The following is a 19,762-nucleotide window of genomic DNA, read 5'->3' as shown; positions in this document are numbered from 1 at the left end:
GGCCCGTGGAGGCCGCAGACGTGGGGGGACCCCTCGGGGGCGCCGACGCGGTCGCGTCCGCTCGCCTGGTGTTCGTCGGGGGGCTGCACCGCAGTGGGACCACCGCATTGGCCCGCGCCCTGTCCGAGCACCCCGACATCTCCGGGCTCGAGGACACCCAGGCCAAGGAGGACGAGGGCCAGCACCTGCAGGACGTCTACCCTCCCGCGCGTACCCACGGGGGGGCCGGGCGCTTCGCGCGGCGGCGGATGGCCCACCTGACCGAGTCCTCCCCCCTCGTCTCGCAGGACAGTGCCGAACGTCTGCTGGCCGCCTGGGCCCCGTACTGGGATCTCTCCTCCCCGCTGCTCGTCGAGAAGTCCCCACCGAACCTGCTCATGACGCGCTTCCTGCAGGCCCTGTTCCCGGATGCGGCGCACGTGGTCGTCATCCGACATCCCGTCGTCGTGGCCCTCTCGACGAAGAAGTGGGCCCGAACCCGCACCTTGGCCCAGCTGGTCGAGCACAGCCTGCGCGCGTACGAGATCTTCGAGGAGGACTCGCCGGCGCTACGCCGCCTCGTGGTGCTGCGCTACGAGGAGCTCGTGACCGACCCCGCCACGGTCCTCGGTCGGGTCGGTGACGTCCTGGGGCTGGAGTCTCCCTTTCCCACCGACGCCATCCGAGCGGGCCACAGCTCGGCGTACGAGCGCCGATGGGAGGAGTACCGCACCGGAGCGCCGTGGCTGCGGTGGCAGCGGCGGGTCATCGAGAGCCGCTTCGCGGGCCGGCTGGCGCGCCTGGGCTACTCGCTCGAGGACCTCTCGGCGCTGGAGCCACCGGTCACCCGCTGGTCGGCACCTCCAGAGCCGCCAGCTTCCGCCCGGCCTTCGCCACACCCTGGGTGATGACGTCGTTGTCCTGGAACCGGTAGCTGCAGTGGTTGGGGCCGCCCCCACCGCTGGCCCACAACGTCACCGCCTTGACCTGCGGGTAGTGCCTGAGCGCATCCGGGATCTGGGCGTACCAGCGCGCGCTCTCCTCGGGTGCGTCGGGGTACTGCGCCGACCCCGCCTCGCTGATCATCATCGGCTTGGTGGCGTCGATGCCCTGGGCGGCCCCCTCGGTCGTCACCCAGTCGTAGAAGGTCGCGATGCCGGTCCGGAACGACTCGTACTTCGAGACCACCGGTTTCTCGCCACGGCAACCGGACTGGTTGTAGATGTTCCACGAGATCCAGTCGACCACGTCGTTCCCCGGCCAGAGGGAGCCGGCGCGCTCGAGGTTGCGGGCGTTGCCCGTCATGACCCATACCCATACCGCGTTGTCGGCGCCCGCCTGCTGGAAGACGTCGTGCACGTGCCGCCATGCCGCGACGAACTCCTGAGCCGTCCCACGGACGTCGAGCTTGTCGCGCTGGTTGCCCTCCTGCTCGAAGGTCACGTAGACCGGCACGCCGAGCTCGGCGATCCCCTCGGCGTGCCGGCGTAGCACCTCGTCGTAGCGACCCGCCGCGACGTCGGCGTAGGGCACCGAGCCGCTGCCGAAGATCCGCGAGGCGATGGCGACGTGCAGCAACGTACCGCGCTGCACGACCTGCTGTTCGGCCTCGTCCGGGAGCTCACCGGCGAGGTCGTGGTAGCGATAGACGATCTGGAACTGACGGCCCACCTCCGTCTCGATGGCCTCGACGGCCTGAAGGGTCGGCGGTCGGGTGGCCACGCCCCAGAGGACCTCGCACGACGGGACCGCCTTCGGCCCGAGGCATCTGCTCGCCGTGACCGTCGGGGCGGGCCGGGAGGGGCCGGGCGAGGAGTCGACCTGCCCGGACGGCGTGGTGCATCCCCCGAGGACGGCGATGAGCCCGAGGAACGCGGTGGCGGCCGTGCGCCACCTCGGTCGTGCCATCCATCCCCCTGCGCCGGGACGAGTCGACGGCCGCGCCAGCGGCCGTCCTGGGTCCTCCATGGTACGGGTGTGCTCGGGCGGGCCCACAGGCGACGCCGGCGTCCAAGATCGGTGATCCGGCCAACGGAACCCGCGATGACCCCTAGGCTGGCCCCTGTACCGGTCCAGATCGCAGGGAGGACGGATGAGGTACGAGGGTGCTCCGACGGTGATCTATGTCGCCGGCTCGAGCCGCTCCGGGACCACACTGGTGGAACGAGCCGTCGCCGCTCGCGCCGGAGCGTGCACCGTGGGAGAGGCCGTCGACCTGTTCCGCGGAGCGGTGCGTGCCGACGAACGCTGTGGCTGTGGGCGGCCACTCAGCGAGTGCCCGTTCTGGACCGCCGTGACGCAACGGGTGCCGGCGCTCCACGACCCCGAGGCGTTCGCCCGCATGGAGCGCATCCAGGCCCACCTGGTCCGGCAGCGCCGGATGCCGGCGCTGCTCGCCGTCGCCCGCCGCGAGACCCCGCCACCACAGGAGCTGATGGAGTACGGGCGCGGTTTCGCCGAGGTCTACCGGGCCGCGGCCGACGTCGCGGAAGCCGACCTCGTCGTCGACGCCAGCAAATGGCCGGTCCAGGCGCTCGCCCTGGCCGTCGCCGGGCTCGACGTCCGCCTCCTGCACGTCGTGCGCGACCCGCACGGTGTCGCCCACAGCCAGGCCAAGGTGGTCTCCCGCCCGCAGGACCGCGACGGGGCACCCATGGTGCGGCGCCCGACGCTCAGCACGGCCGCGCGCTGGTCGGCCACCCAGGCGCAGGTCGGGCTCGTCCGGTGGTGTGGCGTCCCCACGGGCCGTCTGGCCTACGAGGACTTCGTGCGCGAGCCCGCAGGCTCGCTGGCGGCTGCGCTCTCTGCCGCCGGCGTGGCGACCACTCCCGAGGACCTCCGCCATCTGCACCCGGGCAGCGCCGAGCTCCCGGCGAGCCACGGGGTCGCGGGCAACCCCTCTCGCTTCACAGCCGGCACGGTCCCGCTACGGCTCGACGAGGCCTGGCGTACGGAGATGCCCGTGGCCGACCGGGTGGGTGTCTCTCTGCTCACGGCCCCGGCTCGGCGCTTCGCCCGCGGCTCGTCACCGGCGCCGACGGCGCCCACCCTCACCTGGTCGCGGTTCGTCCTCGGCACCTGGCCGCGGGTCTCCGTCATCGTCCCCACCCGCGGGCGCCCCGATCTGGTCCGTGACACGGTTCGGGCGGCGGTCGCCCAGGACTACCCGGGTGAGCTGGAGATCCTCGTCGTGCACGACCAGGAGGCCGAGGACCCCACGCTCACGTCGCTCGGCACGCCGGGCCGCCGGGTGGCCGTCACGTCCAACCGGCGTCGTGCCGGTCTGGCCGGGGCACGCAACACGGGTCTCGAGCTCACGGACGCGCCGTTGGTCGCGAGCTGTGACGACGACGACGTCTGGCACCCGACGAAGCTCACCCGGCAGGTCACCCGCCTCGCCGAGGACCCCGATCTCGGCGTCGTTGGCTCGGGTATCCGCCTCATGATGCCCGGTGGCTCCGTCGCCGAGTGGCCCGCGCGTGCCGAGCGCTTCCCTCTCGAGCGCCTCCTGCGCAACCGGGTCAAGGAGCTGCACTCCTCGACCCTCCTCGTGCGGCGCGAGGTGCTCGACGCCGTCGACGGCTACGACGAGTCTCTGCCGCACGGGTACGGCGAGGACTACGACCTCATCCTGCGGGCCGCCCGGGTGGCGCCCGTGGGGTGCGTCACCGAGCCTCTGGCCGACATCAACAAGCGCGTGCAGTCGTGGTACCAGGGACGCTCGCGCAACACCCTCGACGCCCTGACGGCCTTCGTCGAGCGCCATCCGGAGATCGAGAGCTCCCGGCGGGGGTACGCGCGCGTGCTCGGGCAGATGGCGTTCGTCGAGTCGACGATGGGCCGGCGGCGCGATGCCGTGCGGCACGCGACCCGCGGCCTGCTCACCTGGCCCGTGACGCCGCACGTGGCCCTGGCCTACGGGCACATCGTCACGGGGGTCGACCCCGGCCGGCTACTGAGCCTGGCGCGCCGCTTCGGGCGCGGTCTGAGCTAGGACGGAGAGCGCATGACCTTGCCGAACTTTCTCTACCTCGGCCCCGACAAGGCGGGGTCGTCGTGGTTGCACGAGGCCCTCATCACCCATCCCCAGGTGTACCTCTCGCCGGCGAAGGACCTCTACTTCTTCGACCGGTACTACGAACGGGGCCTGGACTGGTACGCCGGCCAGTTCCGGGGCGCGACGCCGCAGCACGCGGTGGTCGGCGAGGTCTGTCAGGACTACCTCGCCGACCCTCGGTGCCCCGCGCGCATCCACGAGGCCCTACCCGACGCGCGGCTCATGGTGAGTCTGCGTGACCCGGTCTCGCGTGCCTTCTCCTCCTACCTCTACGCCCGCAAGCACGGGCTGTGGCCCGAGACCTTCAGGGAGGCCGTCGAGCAGGTCCCCGAGCTCGTCGAGCACGGGCGCTACGGCGCCCAGCTGCGGGCCTACCGGGAGCTCTTCCCGGCCGAGCGCATTCACGTGGCGGTGTTCGATGATCTTGGGGCGGATCCGCAGGGGTACTTCGACGCTGTCACCGACTTCCTCCAGGTGGACCGGCTGACGCTGTCGGCCGAGCTGCTCGCCGAACGACTGGTGGCGAGCAGGGCCAGAGCGGTCCCGGTGGCCCGTGCCGTCCGGGCGTTCGCCGATGTCGCCCGCAGGCTCGACGGCGCGCGTGTCGTCGCGCGCGTGAAGCGCTCCTCGATGGTCCACCGGGTGCTGTACACACCTCTGGGCGAGGACCGTCCCGTCATGACGCCCGAGGACCGCGAGTACCTGCGTGGCCTGTACGTCGACGACGTCCGCCTGCTCGAGGAGGACTGGGGGCTCGATCTCCGGTCACGGTGGGGGTGGGACAGTGTCGCGGCAGGGTGAGCACGTCGGGACGGCACCCACGCCCCTGCGGACCCGTGCTCCCGCCCGCGTGCGCGTGGCCGGTCGCCGGCTCGCGACACAGGTTGGCACGGCGACCGCGGGCCTTCGGGTCCGGCCCGACTTCGTGCTCGCCGGGGCGCAGCGTTGTGGCACGACCTCGCTGTTCCGAGCCCTCATGGCCCATCCGCAGGTCGTGCGGCCCTCGTTCCACAAGGGGGTCAACTACTTCGACGTCAACTACGAGCGCGGCCCGGCCTGGTACGGAGGTCACTTCCCGCTGCGGTCCGCCGTCTCGGTGCGCACCGCACGGGCGGGGGGGCCGTGCGTGTTCGAGGCGAGTGGCTACTACCTCTATCACCCCTTGGCCATAGAACGGCTCGTGCGCGAGCTGCCGCAGGTCAAGGTCGTCGTCATGCTCCGCGACCCCGTCGAGCGCGCCTTCTCCGCGTGGAAGCACGAGTCCGCTCGCGGGTTCGAGACCGAGAGCTTCGAGCGTGCCCTCGAGCTCGAGCCGGAGCGGCTGGCGGGGGAGGAGGAGCGCATCCGCAGCGACCCCGCCTACCAGAGCTTCGCGCACCGGCACCAGTCCTATCTCCACCGAGGGCACTACGCCGACCAGCTCGACCGAGCCAGTGCCGTCCTTCCACGGGAGCAGCTGCACGTCATCGAGAGTGCCGACTTCTTCGGCGAGCCCGAGGGCACGTTCCTCGAGCTCACCGACTTCCTCGGGATCAGCCGGACGCTGCCACCGCACTTCGACCGCTACAACGCCCGCCCGGGTGACATGGACCCCGCCACCCGGCTGCGCCTCGGGGAGTACTTCGCACCCCACGACGCACGTCTGGAGGCGTATCTGCGCGGTGTGCCGAGCTGGCGGGACGCGGCGGGTGCCTGAGCGACGGCGCGCCGCGGGCCTCGCCCTGGCCGCCGCCGTGCTCGTCCTTCCCGGCTGCGCTGCCACGCCCGGCGCGGGCGAGGCCCTGCTGCCCCGCACGGCGGGCCCGACCAGCGCGGGCCCGCAGGCGAGTGTGTCCGTCACCGTCCCCGCAGCGAGCACCGAGGCGACGACGCCCTCGGGGCAGGCGGGCCTCCTGGCCCGTCTCCCGGGGCCCGCTGACGGCTCGTGCACGCCGACGCCTCAGCGCAACCTCCGCTCGGGGGGTATCGGAGCGGGCGACTTCGTCAGGGCCCGGGAGGCCTTCAAGGCCGGCGGCTCCGGGCGCAAGGGCGCTGAGATCCGCCTTCACGTGATTCCCGCACACCCGCGGCAGGCGTCCGGTGCCACGGTCGTCCTCACCCGGCTGCGCAAGCCCGCGGTCACCGCGCGGGCCACGGCCACGAGGGCACGCGTCACGCCGGACGGGGTGCGCTACTACGCGCTGCGAGTCACCGTCCCGGGCCCCGGTACATGGCGGGCAGCGATATCGGCGGGCCGCGACCACGGGTGCTTCACGATCGCGTTCAACCGGCGCGCCCAGTAGGGGGCTCGGCGGCGACCGCACGAGGGGAGGGGGGCGGCCGCCCACAGTGGCCGCCCCCCTCCCCCCGTGGTCAGGGACGCAGCGCGATCGCGAAGGAGAGACCGCGCCCCGAGGGGGCGTCGACCGTCGCGGTGACCGACGGGTAGGTGCCCGTGGAGACCAGCGAGCCGTCGTCGGCCACGAGAAGGCTGTAGGCTCCCGCGCCCTGCCCGATGACCTCCGTGCGAGCCGCCCAGCCGGCGGGCTCGGTCCAGTCGGTGGTGTCGGCGGACTTGTCGCTCCAGAGGCCGACGACCAGGTCACCCGCCTGCACGGGGATCTCCGGCGTCGTGTGCGCAGCCTCCTTGACGTCCTGAGTGGAGTCGATGGCACCGACCGACGAGAAGCCCCGGTAGGCGGCGAGCCCGACGATGGCCTTCTGGGCCGAGGACTGCGTCAGGGTGACCGAGGTCCCGAGGTCGGCGCTCGTGGCCACCTTCCACCAGACCGAGGTCGCCAGGGAGTAGTTCACCGAGGACTGGGCCAGGGTCCACCCCGCGGGCGGGGCGGGCACGTCGTCGTTACCCGTGTACGACAGCAGGAGCAGGTCGCCGACCTGCACCTCGGACGGGGGCGTCACCGTCTTGTCCGCCGACTTGCTGGCGTTCGTGGCGTCCTGCCCGACGAACCCCGCGTCGGCCGGCGCCGTGGACGGCGACACGGTCCGGGTCGCCGTGCCCTGGCCCCCGCGGTCGTCGGTGACGGTGAGCGACACTTCGTAGCTGCCGTCCGCGGCGTAGGTGTGCGACGGCGCCGGGTCGGTCGAGGTAGCGCCGTCCCCGAAGCTCCAGTCGTAGGACACGATGCTGCCGTCGGAGTCGGCCGAGCCGGAGCCGTCGAACGAGCACTCCAGGTCCGTGCACAGCGACGTGAAGGTGGCGGTCGGACGCTCGTTCGCCGGGGGGTTGCCGAGGAAGAGCGCCCGACCGCGCCAGTCCACTCCGCCGGTCGAGGGACCGTTCACCAGCGTCGGTGACCCGGAGACGACGCCTCCGCTGAAGGACACGCGGTACATGTCCCCGGTGGTGCGGTTGACGTAGTACAGCTGGTCGCCGCTGACGAACATGCCTCCGACGTTGGCGAAGCTCACCGAGCTCGTGACCGTCTTGGGGTTGGGGGCGACGATGCCACTGTCGGGTGAGAACCAGAGGGAGCGCAGCGTGGAGCTGCCCACCTGGTTGTAGTAGAGCTTGCCGCCGGAGAAGAACATCCCCCCGACGCTGGAGAGCTGCGAGTAGAACGAGGGACTGGCCCCGTCGAAGGTCTGACCGCTGCCGGTGTCGACGTCCTTCCACTCCGGGTCGTGGTACGGGTCGACCTTCTCCGGAGTACCGATGCTTGCTCCGTTGAAGGGCGCCCGCCAGAAGGTGCCGTCGCTCTTGCCGTAGTAGAGGAGGTCCCCGACCGCGAACGCGCCCCTGACGCTCGCCCAGTCGATGGGGGAGTCGAGCGTCGTCGGGGTGCTCGCGCTCGTCCCGTCGAACTGGGTGCGCTCGAGAGTGCTCGTGCTCGGCTCGGGGGTGACGTCGGTGCGCACGATCTCGATGGCGTTGACGAGCGGGTTCTCCGTCACGTGACCGAAGGAGATGTCGATGCTGCCGTCGCTGGTGACATCGAACTTCTTCGTCGTCGCGACGTTGTGACCGACATCGGCCACGAGGTCCTCGTCGTCGAGGACCCGGGTGCCCTCGAGGTCGACGTCGAACACCCGCGAGCCGACGCTCGAGGTACCCGAGTACTGGTTGGCCATGTACAGGCGGACCTCGACGGGGGTCCCGGCGGTGACGGGGAAGTGCCACTGCATCTCGGGGTCGTCGCCCCCGTCCCAGCGTTCGCTGTTGAACAGCGCGAGCGGTGTCCCCGAGGGAACCGACGAGCTGTAGGACACCGTCGAGGAGTAGCCGGTTGCCGTGCTGCCCGAGTTGCGGTAGTCGCTGGTACTGCCGCTGTCGTCGGACCAGTCCGGTCCCGAGTCTGCCGAGCCCACCACGCCTCCTCCAGCGTTGACCCGGTAGAGCACGTTGGTGGAGGAGCCGAGCCCACCGCTGCCGACGAAGACCGTCGCGGGCAGCTGCGCGGTCGTCGAGGCGTGGACGGTGCTGCCGCCGTCGTAGGGGAAGAAGGCCAACCGTGGACGCTTGTACTTCCGGTTGCCCACCCAGACCGTGTCGTAGCCCATCCACAGGCCCTTGTCGGTCGCGAGCATCGCCTTGACGGACACGCCGCGTGGGTTGCGTCCGGGGTTCCACTCCAGTGGTCGGCCGCTGACCGGGTCGAGGGCCGCCAGGCCGGCTCGCGGCACGGCGCCACTACCTGCGTAGTCGTTCCCGTTCTCGTTGTTCGCCCACCGCTGGTGGCCGCCGATGAAGACCGCCGTGTCGGTCACCGTCGTGGCCCAGAACGTGTCACCGCCGGCGTAGTCGACCCAGGTGGGCTGGACGTCGGTGCCGGTGGCGTTCGCCTCCCACCGGGAGACCGTGTCGCACAGCGTGGTGTGACCGCCGCCGGTCGCGGAGATGACGAAGTACGAGCCGTCCGGGGAGAAGGCGAGACCGCGCATGTACGAGTCGTAGGCCCAGTTGTAGCAGAGCGGCTCGTACCCGCTGGTCGCCCAGTAGTCGGCGACGGCCGCGCTGGCGCCGGTGAGGTCGATGAGCACGGCCTGGACTCGGGCGTTCCCGTCGGCCTTCTTGAAGTTGCCGAGGACGACGAGCTTGGTGCCGTCCGGGGAGACCGCGATGTTCGTCGCGCCCACCGGGGCCTTGGCGGCGCCGCTCACGCCGTCGTTGTGCCGGATGGTCAGCTTGACCTGGAGGTACGGGTCGAACGCCCCGGTGGTGGCATCGAGGCTCAGCAGACCGCCGAGCGCGCGGCCGCCGACCTTGGTGAAGACGCCGCCGACGAACAGGCGGTTCCCGTGTCGGTCCAGGTCGTTGACCGGACGGTTGATCGTCGGTGCCTTGAACGACGTGACGGTCGAGCCGTCCACGGTGCTGAGCAGCGTGAGGTTCTTCACCGAGGCGCCGTTGACGGTCGTGAAGTTGCCGCCGACGTAGACCGTGTCGGCGCTCGGGCCCGGCAGCACGGTGAGCACCTTGCCGTCGATGCTCGGGTTGAACGAGGTGTTGAGCGCCCCGGTGTCGGCGTCGAAGACCGCGACCCCGTCGCGCGCCTGACCGGCGACCGTGGTGAAGGGACCGCCGATGACGATCTGGTCGCCCACCGAGGCGATCCCGAGGATGTTGTCCCCGTTGACCGCCGGGGTGTACGACGCTGGAACCTCGCTCGGCATCTGGCCCGTGGAGGGCGGGTTGACCGAGATCTGGCTCGCATTGGCCGAGGTGGGTGCGACGAGGACGGCTGCCATCGTGACGGCCGAAGCCGCGGCAGCGAGAAGCTTCTTCATGTGTTCCGAGTCCCTGCTCTCTCGGACGGGTCTCCGCGCTGCGGGTACCCGATGTTGTGGTCCGGCGCCGAGGAGCCGGACGGCGAACGCCCTCCTGCTGGGTAGTCGCCGGGCCTACCGTAACGGGGCAGCCGCCGATTGTCTGCCGATTCGAGACAAAAAGGCCTGCCGGAGCTGCGCTCCACGGCCGGACCGGGCCCCAGGTGCCCCGGGGCGGTGTGCCAGGGCCCGTCGGCGTGGTTAGATCCAGCATGCGGACCCCAGGGTGGGCCCGGCTCGCCCTCTACGGCGTCGTCGTGGCCCTGTTGCTCCTCATCCTGACCCGTACCTTGGCCGACCTCCTGCCCGGGCACCTCGGACGGACGGTCTCGCGCAACAGCGAGGGCTTCCTCATCCTCCTCGTGGTGGCTGCCTGGCTGGACCTGGTGCGGCCGCGGCTGGGCGCCAGCCGGCTGCAGTGGCCGCTGACTCTCGGGGCCGGTGTGGTCCTCGTCGGCGGTGGGCTGCTCCTGCGCCAGGCGCCGTGGCCCTCGCAGGTGGTCACCCTCAACGAGGCCCTCGTCGGGCTCGGGATCCTCGTCGTCTACCTCCAGCTCCCGCGTCCGTTGTCCCGGTGGGCACTGGTTGTCCCCGCCGTGGGCGTCCTCTTCCCCGTCCTGGCAGGCCGTAGCGCCCTGGCGACCGACATGGCGGAGGCCCTGGGAGCCTTCGTGCTCGTCCCCCTGGTGGTCGACGCGGTGGACCCCGCCCTGCTGCGGGACGGTCCGCCACACCGCTGGCGGAACATCGTCTCCGCCGTCGCTCTCCTCGCGCTCATCCTGGCGCTGCACGTCGTGACACCGGCCCGACCCGAGGGCGTCGTCGAGAACGTGACGTACTACGTGCAGCGGGCCACCGAGGACTTCGTCGCGGCCGCGGTACTGCTCGTGTACTACGCGACCCGCCGTCGGGGCCAGCCAGCGGCCGGTTCCGCCGCGGCATAGTCCCTGGTCAACGGAAGCCCTCACCGGGCTGCTGGGCCGACGACCGGGCCGCAACGCCTCGCTCCGTCCGTGTCGGTGGTGCGCACTATTCTGGTCGGTGACATGCCCTCCCTCGCCCCGGTGCGATCGCACCTCGCCGCGCTCCCGCAGCTGACCACCCTCTCCGACGCTCTCGCCGTGCCGGCGGCCGCGGTGGAGGCGTACGCCCCCGCCGGCGCCCGCCCGGCCGTCGTCTCCGCGCTCAGCCCTCGCCCCGGTGGCGCCCCCGTGCTCGCGGTGTGCGCGACCGGGCGCGAGGCCGAGGACCTCCACGCCGGGCTCGCCGCGACCCTCGGGGAGGACGCCGTCGGGCTGTTCCCCTCGTGGGAGACCCTGCCGCACGAGCGGCTCAGCCCGCGCAGCGACACCGTGGGGCAGCGGCTCTCGGTCCTGCGCCGGCTGGCGCACCCCGATGCGGGTGACGCCACCCACGGGCGGCTGGCCGTCGTCGTCGCGCCCGTCCGCGCCGTCCTCCAGCCGGTCGCCAAGGGGCTCGGCGAGCTGCGCCCGGTCGCGCTCGCCGCCGGCGACGAGGTGCCGCTCGAGCGCATCGTCGAGGACCTCGCCGCGGCGGCCTACGCCCGGGTCGACCTCGTCGAGCGTCGTGGCGAGTTCGCCGTCCGTGGAGGCATTCTCGACGTCTTTCCGCCCACCGAGGAGCACCCGCTGCGGATCGAGATGTGGGGGGACACCGTCGAGGAGATCCGCTGGTTCAAGGTGGCCGACCAGCGCTCCCTGGAGGTCGCCGAGCACGGGCTGTGGGCACCTCCGTGTCGCGAGCTGCTCCTCACGCCCGCCGTCCGCGAACGTGCCGCCGCCCTCGCCGACCAGCTCCCCGGGGTCGCCGACCTGCTCGAGAAGCTGGCCCAGGGGATCGCGGTCGAGGGCATGGAGGCGCTCTCACCCGCGCTCGTCGACGGCATGGAGACCCTGCTGGAGGTCATGCCCCCGGGCTCGGTGCTCGTCGACTGCGACCCGGAGCGGGTGCGCACCCGTGCCCACGACCTCGTCTCGACGAGCGAGGAGTTCCTCCAGGCCGGGTGGGCGAACGCGGCCGGGGGCAGCGCGGTGCCCATCGACCTCGAGGCGGTCCTCGGCACCGCCTCCTTCCGCACGATCGCCGAGCTGCGTGAGCAGGCCCGAGACCTCGGCCTCGGCTGGCTCGACCTCACCCCCTTCCCCGGCGACGGCGCGGACGACGTGCTCGACCTCGGGCTCGCGCCCGCACCCACGTTCCGGGGCAGCACCGAGGACGCCGTGGCCGAGCTGCGCCGCCTCGTCGGGCAGGACTGGGCGGTGCTCGCCGCCACCGAGGGGCCGGGCCTGGCGCAGCGCGTCTGCGAGGTCCTCGCCGAGCACGAGGTCCGCTGCCGGCTCGTGCCCGGGCAGGCCGAGCCGGAGCCGGGCGTGGTCATCGTGACCACCGGGGCAGTCGGCCACGGCTTCCTCGCGCCCGACGAGCGGCTCGCCGTCATCACCGAGGCCGACCTCACCGGCGCGGCCGGCGGCTCCGGCACCTCGACCAAGGACATGCGGCGGATGCCCTCCCGCCGCCGCAACCAGGTCGACCCCCTCCAGCTGCGCCCGGGCGACTTCGTCGTCCACGAGCAGCACGGAGTGGGGCGCTTCGTGGAGATGATGCAGCGCACGGTCCAGGGCGCCACCCGCGAGTACCTCGTCCTCGAGTACGCCGCCTCCAAGCGTGGCCAGCCGGGGGACCGGCTCTACGTCCCCACCGACCAGCTCGACCAGGTGACCCGGTACGTCGGCGGGGAGCAGCCGACGCTGAACAAGATGGGTGGCTCGGACTGGCAGCAGACCAAGGGCCGCGCCCGGCGGTACGTCAAGCAGATCGCCGCCGAGCTCATCCGGCTCTACTCCGCCCGGATGGCGACCACCGGCCACGCCTTCGGGCCGGACACCCCGTGGCAGCGCGAGCTCGAGGACGCCTTCGCGCACGTCGAAACCCCCGACCAGCTGAGCACGATCGAGGAGGTCAAGGCCGACATGGAGCGCGCCGTGCCCATGGACCGCCTCGTCTGCGGCGACGTGGGCTACGGCAAGACCGAGATCGCGGTCCGGGCGGCCTTCAAGGCGATCCAGGACGGCACGCAGGTGGCCGTGCTCTGCCCCACCACCCTGCTCGTCCAGCAGCACCTCAACACCTTCTCCGAGCGCTATGCCGGCTTCCCGGTCACCGTCAAGGCGCTCTCCCGCTTCCAGAGCGACGCCGAGGCCCGGGCGGTCCTCGCAGGCCTGGCCGACGGCTCGGTCGACCTCGTCATCGGCACCCACCGACTCCTCTCCAGGGAGGTCCGCTTCAAGAACCTCGGCCTCGTCGTCGTCGACGAGGAGCAGCGCTTCGGCGTCGAGCACAAGGAGCAGCTCAAGGCGCTGCGCACCTCGGTCGACGTCCTCGCCATGTCGGCGACCCCGATCCCCCGCACCCTCGAGATGGCGGTCACCGGCATCCGCGAGATGTCCACGCTCGCCACCCCGCCCGAGGAGCGCCACCCGGTGCTCACCTACGTCGGCGCCTACGACGAGAAGACGGTGACCGCCGCCATCCGACGCGAGCTGCTGCGAGAGGGCCAGGTCTTCCTCGTCCACAACAAGGTCTCGACGATCGAGCGTGCCGCCGCCCGCATCCGCGAGCTCGTCCCCGAGGCCCGGGTGGCGACAGCGCACGGGAAGATGGGCGAGCACAAGCTCGAGCAGGTGGTGGTCGACTTCTGGGAGAAGCGGTTCGACGTGCTCGTGTGCACGACGATCGTCGAGACCGGGCTCGACATCAGCAACGCCAACACCCTGATCGTCGAGCGGGCCGACCGGCTCGGCCTCAGCCAGCTGCACCAGCTGCGCGGACGGGTCGGCCGCGGCCGGGAGCGGGCGTACTCGTACTTCCTCTACCCGCCCGAGACGCCGCTCACCGAGACCGCGCTCGACCGGCTGCAGACCATCGCGAGCAACACCGACCTCGGTGCCGGCATGCAGGTGGCGATGAAGGACCTCGAGATCCGCGGCGCGGGCAACCTGCTCGGCGGCGAGCAGTCCGGGCACATCGCCGGGGTCGGGTTCGACCTCTACGTCCGCCTCGTCGGGGAGGCCGTGGCCTCCTTCCGGGGCGAGGGCGAGGAGGCGCCGGCCGAGATCCGGATCGAGCTGCCGGTCGACGCCCACCTCCCGCACGACTACGTGCCGCACGAGCGGCTGCGCCTCGAGATGTACAAGAAGCTGGCCGCCGTCGTCGACGAGGCGCAGCTGGCGGAGATCGAGGGCGAGCTGGTCGACCGCTACGGGCCGGTGCCCGAGCCGGTGCGCAACCTCCTCGAGGTGGCCCGGCTGCGGACCGTGGCGCGCGAGGCCGGGGTCGCCGACATCAGCCTCCAGGGCAACCACGTGCGCTTCGGTCCGGTGGAGCTGCGCGAGAGCCAGCAGCTGCGCCTGCAGCGCGTCTACCCGCGGTCCATCCTCAAGGCCGCGACACACAGCCTGCTCGTCCCCGCGCCCCGCACGGCCGCGGTGGGTGGCCGCCCCCTGCGCGACCGTGACATCCTCGAGTGGGCCGCCGAGGTCCTCCGCGCGGTCGTCATGGACAATGTCGGTGCGGCCGCCCGCGCCGCGAGCGCCCCCGCCCGGGGGTGACCGGACGAAAGGACTGCTCGTGACCCCCTCGGTCCGCCGCGTCAGCGCGGCCCTCGCCCTCGGTGTCGCCCTCGTCACGACCGGGTGTGGCACGACGCAGGCCAACCGGGCGGCCACGGTCGACGGACAGGTCATCACCGAGACCGAGGTGCACACCGCGCAGTCCCAGATCAACGCGACCTTCCCCAGTGCCAACCTCTCGACGAGCGATGTGCTGAGCCGGCTCATCCAGGCCCCCGTCATCCTCGACCTCGCCGAGCAGCAGGGCTCCCCGGTCTCGGAGACCGTCGCCGAGCACACCTACGAGCAGCAGCCCGACTACGACGGCGAGCCCGCCGAGGAGCCGACGCTCGAGGTGCTGCGCGCCGAGCTCGCGCTGCAGGCCATCCAGGACGCGGGCGTGCAGGTCCCGATCTCGCTGTTCGAGAAGCTCGACGTCGAGGTCAACCCCCGCTACGGGGACTTCGACCCCTCGACCGCGAGCGTCGCGGAGACCCAGCCCGAGTGGGTCGAGTCCTACAGCACCTCGAAGTGACCGCCGGGCGTCTGGCGCTCCTCGTCACCTCCCCGAGGGTCGCCCCGGGGCTGCTGTCCCACCAGGCGTGGGAGGTGCTCACCGGCGCCACCCGCCGACTGGCCCGCAGCCCGCAGGAGCCCCTCGCGGAGGCGCTGACCGAGGCGGGCCTCGAGCTCGAGTACGTCGGCGAGCTCCCCCCGCCGGCGCTGGCCCGTCGGCTCGTCGAGCTGGCCACCGCCGACCCGGTCGTCTGGCTCGGCTCCGCCGACACCGACCCGGGGCTCTCGGACGCAGTCGCGGCCGAGGTCTCGCGTCTCGAGACGCCTCCCGAGGTCGAGCTCGTCGTGGGCTCCTGGGACGTCCAGGGCGGCCGCCTCCTCGACGCCGTCGCGGCCATGGACCGCCTGCGCTCGCCCGGCGGCTGCCCCTGGGACGCCGAGCAGACGCACGCAAGCCTCGGGCCCTACCTCGTCGAGGAGACCTACGAGGTGCTCGAGGCCATCGAGCACGGCGACCCGCGCGCGGTCGCCGAGGAGCTCGGGGACGTCCTGCTCCAGGTGCTCTTCCACGCCCGGGTCGCCGAGGACGACACCGCCGACCCCTTCGACATCGACACCGTGGCCGGGCTGCTCGTCGACAAGCTCGTACGGCGCCATCCGCACGTCTTCACCGACGGTGACGCGAGCACCCCGGCGCAGGTCGAGCAGGAGTGGGAGCGGATCAAGGCCGCCGAGAAGGCGGCCTCCGGCGGCGAGTACTCCGCGGACCCCCTGCACGGCATCCCGGCCGCCCTGCCTGCGCAGCTCGCCGCGGAGAAGGTGCTCGCCCGGGTCCGGCGCCGTGCCCTCACCCCGGGGGAGGGCACCCTCGAGGCACTCCAGCGGGCGCGCACCGAGCTGACCCTGGCCGAGGAGCGGGTGCGCGCGGCGCTGCGCGACGTCGCGGACGATGCCGCCGCAGGCTGAGCCGCAGGCACCCACCCCACCCAGCCACCCACCGACCGGCGGCGAGTGCGCAGGTGGCTGTCCTGGCAACCGCGCCCGCACTCGGCGCCGTGGCGGCCGGGCGCCTCACGGCGGCGAGTGCGCAGGTGGCTGTCCTGGCAACCTCGTGCGCACTCGAGGGCCGGGCGGTGGGGCGCAGAGCGCGAGGGGGCCGGTGTGCTTGCAGATGCGAAGGGCCTTTAGAGTTGCAAGCGTGGACCTCACCGAGCGCGAGCGCGAGATCGTCGCGCTGCTGCGCGCCGACCCGCTCCTGGACGCCGCGGCCCTCGCCCACCGGCTCGGCTCCACCCGGGCCGCCGTCTCGGTCCACCTGAGCAACCTCACCCGCAAGGGCGTGCTCCTCGGGCGGGGCTACCTCGTCAGGCCCGACGCGCGCTCCGTGCTCGTCGTCGGCGGCGCCGTGCTCGACGCCAAAGTCCGCACGCGCGCCGCGCCCGTCCTCGGCACGAGCAACCCGGGCACCTCCACCTCGAGCGTGGGAGGCGTCGGACGCAACATCGCCGAGAACCTCGCGCGGCTCGGCCGGCCCACCCGGCTCGTGGCCGCCGTCGGCGACGACCTGCCCGGACGTACCGTCGTCGCCCGCACGGCGGCCGCCGGCGTCGACTGCCGCGAGGTCGTCACCTCGGCGCACCCGACGGGGTCGTACACCGCCGTGCTCGACGACGGGGGCGACCTGCTCGTCGCCGTCGCCGACATGCGCGCCACCGACGAGCTGTCGGTCCCCGAGCTCGCCGCCGTCCCGGGGCTGCTCGCCGCCGCCGACGCGCTCGTCGTCGACGGCAACCTCGGCGCCGACGTCGTCCGGTGGCTGCTCGCTGCCGCCGGGGACGCCGGCGTCCCCGTGGTCCTGGAGCCGGTGAGCGTCGCCAAGGCCACCCGGGTCGGCCGGGTGCTCGGCGGCCCGGCCGTGGTGCACACCCTGACCCCCAACGTCGACGAGCTGGGGGCGCTCGTCGGCCACTGCGTCGGGGAGGACCCGGCGGCGATCCTCGAGGCGGCGGGGACCCTGCACGCCCGCGGCGTCGAGCACGTCTGGGTCCGCCGGGGCCGGCAGGGGAGCCTGCTCTCGCAGCGCCCGGAGGCCGGCCACCCCGGCCGCGCGGTCGCCGTCGCCGCCCCGGAGACCACGGTGGAGGACGTCACGGGCGCCGGCGACGCGATGACCGCCGGCTACGTGCACGCGCTGCTGGGCGGCGCCGACCCGGTGGAGGCGGCGCGCTACGGCCAGGTGCTCGCCGCGCTCACCTGCACCTGCCCCGACACCGTGCGCCCGGACCTGACCGCGGCCCTCGTCGCGACCCATCTGACCCCCACCGAGCCATCCGTCGAGGAGCTGACCCGATGACCACGCCCGAACCGCACCCGCTGCTCGCCCTCGCCCCGGAGGTGCGCGACGCGCTCGCCGAGGGACTCCCGGTGGTCGCCCTGGAGTCGACGATCATCAGCCACGGGATGCCCTACCCGCAGAACGTGGCGATGGCGCGGCGCGTGGAGGCCATCGTCCGCGCGGGCGGCGCCGTGCCGGCCACCATCGCCGTCATCGCCGGCCGGCCGACGGTCGGGCTCGCCGACGACGAGCTCGAGCTGCTCGGGTCGGACGGCCAGATCCCCAAGGTGAGCGTCCGCGACCTCGGCTACGTCGTCTCCACCGGCTCGCACGGGGCGACGACGGTGGCGAGCACCATGCGCATCGCCGGGCTCGCGGGCATCGAGCTGTTCGTCACCGGCGGGCTCGGCGGGGTCCACCAGGGGGCGGAGTCCTCGATGGACGTCTCCGCCGACCTCACCGAGCTCTCCCGCACCCGCGTGGCGGTCGTCTCGGCGGGGGTGAAGTCCATCCTCGACATCGGCCGCACCCTCGAGGTGCTCGAGACCCTCGGGGTCCCCGTCGTGGGCCTCGGCACCGACGACTTCCCGTCGTTCTTCTCGCGCTCCTCCGGGGTGCCGGTGCCGATGCGCCTCGAGCGCCCCGAGGAGGTGGCGCGGATGGCCCGGGCCACCTGGGACCTCGGCCTACCCAGCGGGATCGCCGTCGCGAACCCGGTGCCCGTGGAGGACGAGCTGCCGCGCGAGGAGATCGACGAGGTCATCGCCCGTGCGCTGGCCGACGCCGACCGGGCCGGGGTGCGCGGCAAGGACATCACCCCCTACCTGCTCGGCCGGGTCGTCGAGCTCTCCGGTGGACGGTCGCTGGCGACGAACATCGCGCTCGTCGAGCACAACGCCCGGGTCGGGGCGGCCATCGCCGTCGCGCTCGCGGCGCTCGGCTGAGCCGGCCGTCGACGGGCCCGCGCGAGGCCACCCGGAGGCCGCGGAGGCGGGTCGGTCGTGGGCGACCGGGGCGGGCCCGGCTAGGCTCGGGAGGAAAGGATTCCCCCTACCCAGGAGGCCGTTGTGGCCAGCATCGAGGCAGTAGGCGCGCGCGAGATCCTCGACTCGCGCGGCAACCCCACGGTCGAGGTCGAGGTCGCCCTCGACGACGGTACGGTCGCGCGCGCGGCAGTGCCGAGCGGCGCGTCGACCGGCGCTTTCGAGGCCGTCGAGCGCCGCGACGGCGACAAGGGGCGCTACGGCGGCAAGGGCGTCGAGCAGGCGGTCGACGCCGTCATCGACGAGCTCGGGCCGAAGCTGCTCGGCTTCGAGGCCAGCGAGCAGCGGCTCGTCGACGCCGAGATGCTCGCCATCGACGGCAGCGCCAACAAGGAGAAGGTCGGCGCCAACGCCATCCTCGGCGTCAGCCTGGCCGTGGCGCGGGCCGCGGCCGACTCGGCCGACCTGCCCCTCTTCCGCTACGTCGGCGGGCCCAACGCCCACGTCCTGCCGGTGCCGATGATGAACATCCTCAACGGGGGCAGCCACGCCGACTCCAACGTCGACATCCAGGAGTTCATGATCGCGCCGGTCGGCGCCGAGTCCTTCCGCGAGGCGCTGCGCTGGGGCGCGGAGGTCTACCACGCGCTCAAGGGCGTCCTCAAGGACAAGGGCCTGGCCACCGGTCTCGGCGACGAGGGCGGCTTCGCGCCGAACCTCGAGTCCAACCGGGCCGCGCTCGACCTCATCCTCGAGGCGATCGAGAAGGCCGGCTACACCCCGGGCGAGCAGATCGCGCTCGCGCTCGACGTCGCCGCCTCGGAGTTCTTCGAGGACGGCGCGTACGCGTTCGAGGGGGGCTCGAAGTCCGCCGCCGAGCTCGTCGACTACTACGCCGAGCTCGTCGAGGCCTACCCCCTCGTCTCCCTCGAGGACCCGCTGGACGAGGACGACTGGGAGGGCTGGAAGAGCCTCACCGACCGGCTCGGCACGAGCATCCAGATCGTCGGTGACGACCTGTTCGTCACCAACCCGGAGCGGATCTCCCGGGGCATCGAGTCCGGCACCGCCAACGCCCTGCTCGTCAAGGTCAACCAGATCGGGTCGCTCACCGAGACCCTCGACGCCGTCGACCTCGCCCACCGCAACGGGTACCGCTGCATGATGAGCCACCGCTCCGGCGAGACCGAGGACGTCACCATCGCCGACCTGGCCGTTGCGACGAACTGCGGCCAGATCAAGACCGGCGCGCCCGCCCGCTCGGAGCGGGTGGCGAAGTACAACCAGCTGCTGCGCATCGAGGAGGAGCTCGACGACGCCGCGGTCTACGCCGGCCTTGGCGCCTTCCCGCGGTTCGCCGCCCGGCTGGCCTGAGCCGGAGCAGGAGCGCTCCCATGGCTGCCGGCCGCACCGGACCCGCCTCGCGTCCGCCGCGACGCGGGACCTCGGCGCGCGCCGGCGCCGGGGGCGGCCGGGCCGGGTCGGCGCGCCCCACGGC

Annotated in this window: 14 protein-coding genes; 12 read left to right on the top strand and 2 right to left on the bottom strand. The window is 72.8% G+C overall.

Annotated elements, in window-relative coordinates; translation table 11 throughout:
* Positions 1-20: 20 nt before the first annotated feature.
* Positions 21-887, top strand: a complete 867-nt coding sequence (locus G8D98_RS14535; protein ID WP_166104937.1) for a sulfotransferase family protein — start codon at positions 21-23, stop codon at positions 885-887.
* Here the strand turns inward: G8D98_RS14535 and G8D98_RS14530 are convergent.
* Positions 823-1,887, bottom strand: coding sequence for a glycoside hydrolase family 26 protein (locus G8D98_RS14530; protein WP_166104935.1), 1,065 nt, complete (start codon positions 1,885-1,887; stop codon positions 823-825). The two genes, G8D98_RS14535 and G8D98_RS14530, sit on opposite strands and share 65 nt — an antisense overlap.
* Positions 1,888-2,071: 184 nt before the next feature.
* Here G8D98_RS14530 and G8D98_RS14525 point away from each other — a divergent pair, with 184 nt between their 5' ends.
* Genes G8D98_RS14525 through G8D98_RS14510 form a run of 4 tightly spaced genes read left to right on the top strand, consistent with a single transcriptional unit; the run spans position 2,072 to position 6,318 of the window.
* Positions 2,072-3,973, top strand: coding sequence for a glycosyltransferase family 2 protein (locus G8D98_RS14525; protein ID WP_338088794.1), 1,902 nt, complete (start codon positions 2,072-2,074; stop codon positions 3,971-3,973).
* Positions 3,974-3,985: 12 nt separating this feature from the next.
* Positions 3,986-4,837, top strand: coding sequence for a sulfotransferase family protein (locus G8D98_RS14520; RefSeq protein ID WP_166104932.1), 852 nt, complete (start codon positions 3,986-3,988; stop codon positions 4,835-4,837).
* Positions 4,743-5,732, top strand: coding sequence for a sulfotransferase family protein (locus G8D98_RS14515; RefSeq protein WP_338088793.1), 990 nt, complete (start codon positions 4,743-4,745; stop codon positions 5,730-5,732). The genes G8D98_RS14520 and G8D98_RS14515 overlap by 95 nt, the downstream gene beginning before the upstream one ends.
* On the top strand, positions 5,725-6,318 hold the full coding sequence (locus G8D98_RS14510) for a hypothetical protein (RefSeq protein ID WP_166104931.1): 594 nt from the start codon (positions 5,725-5,727) through the stop codon (positions 6,316-6,318). The genes G8D98_RS14515 and G8D98_RS14510 overlap by 8 nt, the downstream gene beginning before the upstream one ends.
* A gap of 70 nt (positions 6,319-6,388) precedes the next feature.
* On the opposite strand, the gene G8D98_RS14505 is transcribed toward G8D98_RS14510, so the two are convergent.
* Positions 6,389-9,763, bottom strand: coding sequence for a PKD domain-containing protein (locus G8D98_RS14505; protein WP_166104929.1), 3,375 nt, complete (start codon positions 9,761-9,763; stop codon positions 6,389-6,391).
* Between the two features lie 251 nt (positions 9,764-10,014).
* Here G8D98_RS14505 and G8D98_RS14500 point away from each other — a divergent pair, with 251 nt between their 5' ends.
* The 7 genes from G8D98_RS14500 to eno all read left to right on the top strand — a co-directional run bounded on the left by G8D98_RS14500 (position 10,015) and on the right by eno (position 19,638).
* Positions 10,015-10,746 (top strand): hypothetical protein, encoded by a 732-nt coding sequence (locus G8D98_RS14500; RefSeq protein WP_166104927.1) that lies wholly within the window; start codon positions 10,015-10,017, stop codon positions 10,744-10,746.
* Positions 10,747-10,848: 102 nt separating this feature from the next.
* On the top strand, positions 10,849-14,430 hold the full coding sequence (mfd, locus tag G8D98_RS14495) for a transcription-repair coupling factor (protein WP_166104925.1): 3,582 nt from the start codon (positions 10,849-10,851) through the stop codon (positions 14,428-14,430).
* Between the two features lie 19 nt (positions 14,431-14,449).
* Positions 14,450-14,965, top strand: coding sequence for a SurA N-terminal domain-containing protein (locus G8D98_RS14490; RefSeq protein ID WP_166104923.1), 516 nt, complete (start codon positions 14,450-14,452; stop codon positions 14,963-14,965).
* The gene (locus G8D98_RS14485) at positions 14,962-15,912 is read left to right on the top strand and encodes a nucleoside triphosphate pyrophosphohydrolase (protein WP_166104921.1); all 951 of its coding nucleotides are present in this window, start codon (positions 14,962-14,964) and stop codon (positions 15,910-15,912) included. Before G8D98_RS14490 ends, G8D98_RS14485 begins: the two co-directional genes overlap by 4 nt.
* A gap of 232 nt (positions 15,913-16,144) precedes the next feature.
* Positions 16,145-17,299, top strand: coding sequence for a PfkB family carbohydrate kinase (locus tag G8D98_RS14480; RefSeq protein ID WP_166104919.1), 1,155 nt, complete (start codon positions 16,145-16,147; stop codon positions 17,297-17,299).
* The gene (locus tag G8D98_RS14475) at positions 17,296-18,225 is read left to right on the top strand and encodes a pseudouridine-5'-phosphate glycosidase (protein WP_166104917.1); all 930 of its coding nucleotides are present in this window, start codon (positions 17,296-17,298) and stop codon (positions 18,223-18,225) included. Before G8D98_RS14480 ends, G8D98_RS14475 begins: the two co-directional genes overlap by 4 nt.
* 123 nt (positions 18,226-18,348) lie before the next feature.
* Complete coding sequence (gene eno, locus G8D98_RS14470; protein WP_166104915.1) at positions 18,349-19,638, top strand: phosphopyruvate hydratase; 1,290 nt, start codon at positions 18,349-18,351, stop codon at positions 19,636-19,638.
* Positions 19,639-19,762 lie beyond the last annotated feature (124 nt).

The sequence above is a fragment of the Phycicoccus endophyticus genome (genome assembly GCF_011326735.1).
In the GTDB taxonomy this organism is placed as follows: Bacteria; Actinomycetota; Actinomycetes; order Actinomycetales; family Dermatophilaceae; genus Phycicoccus; species Phycicoccus endophyticus.
The sequence above is the reverse complement of the archived record's forward strand: the minus strand, read 5'-3'. Positions and strand labels throughout refer to the sequence as shown.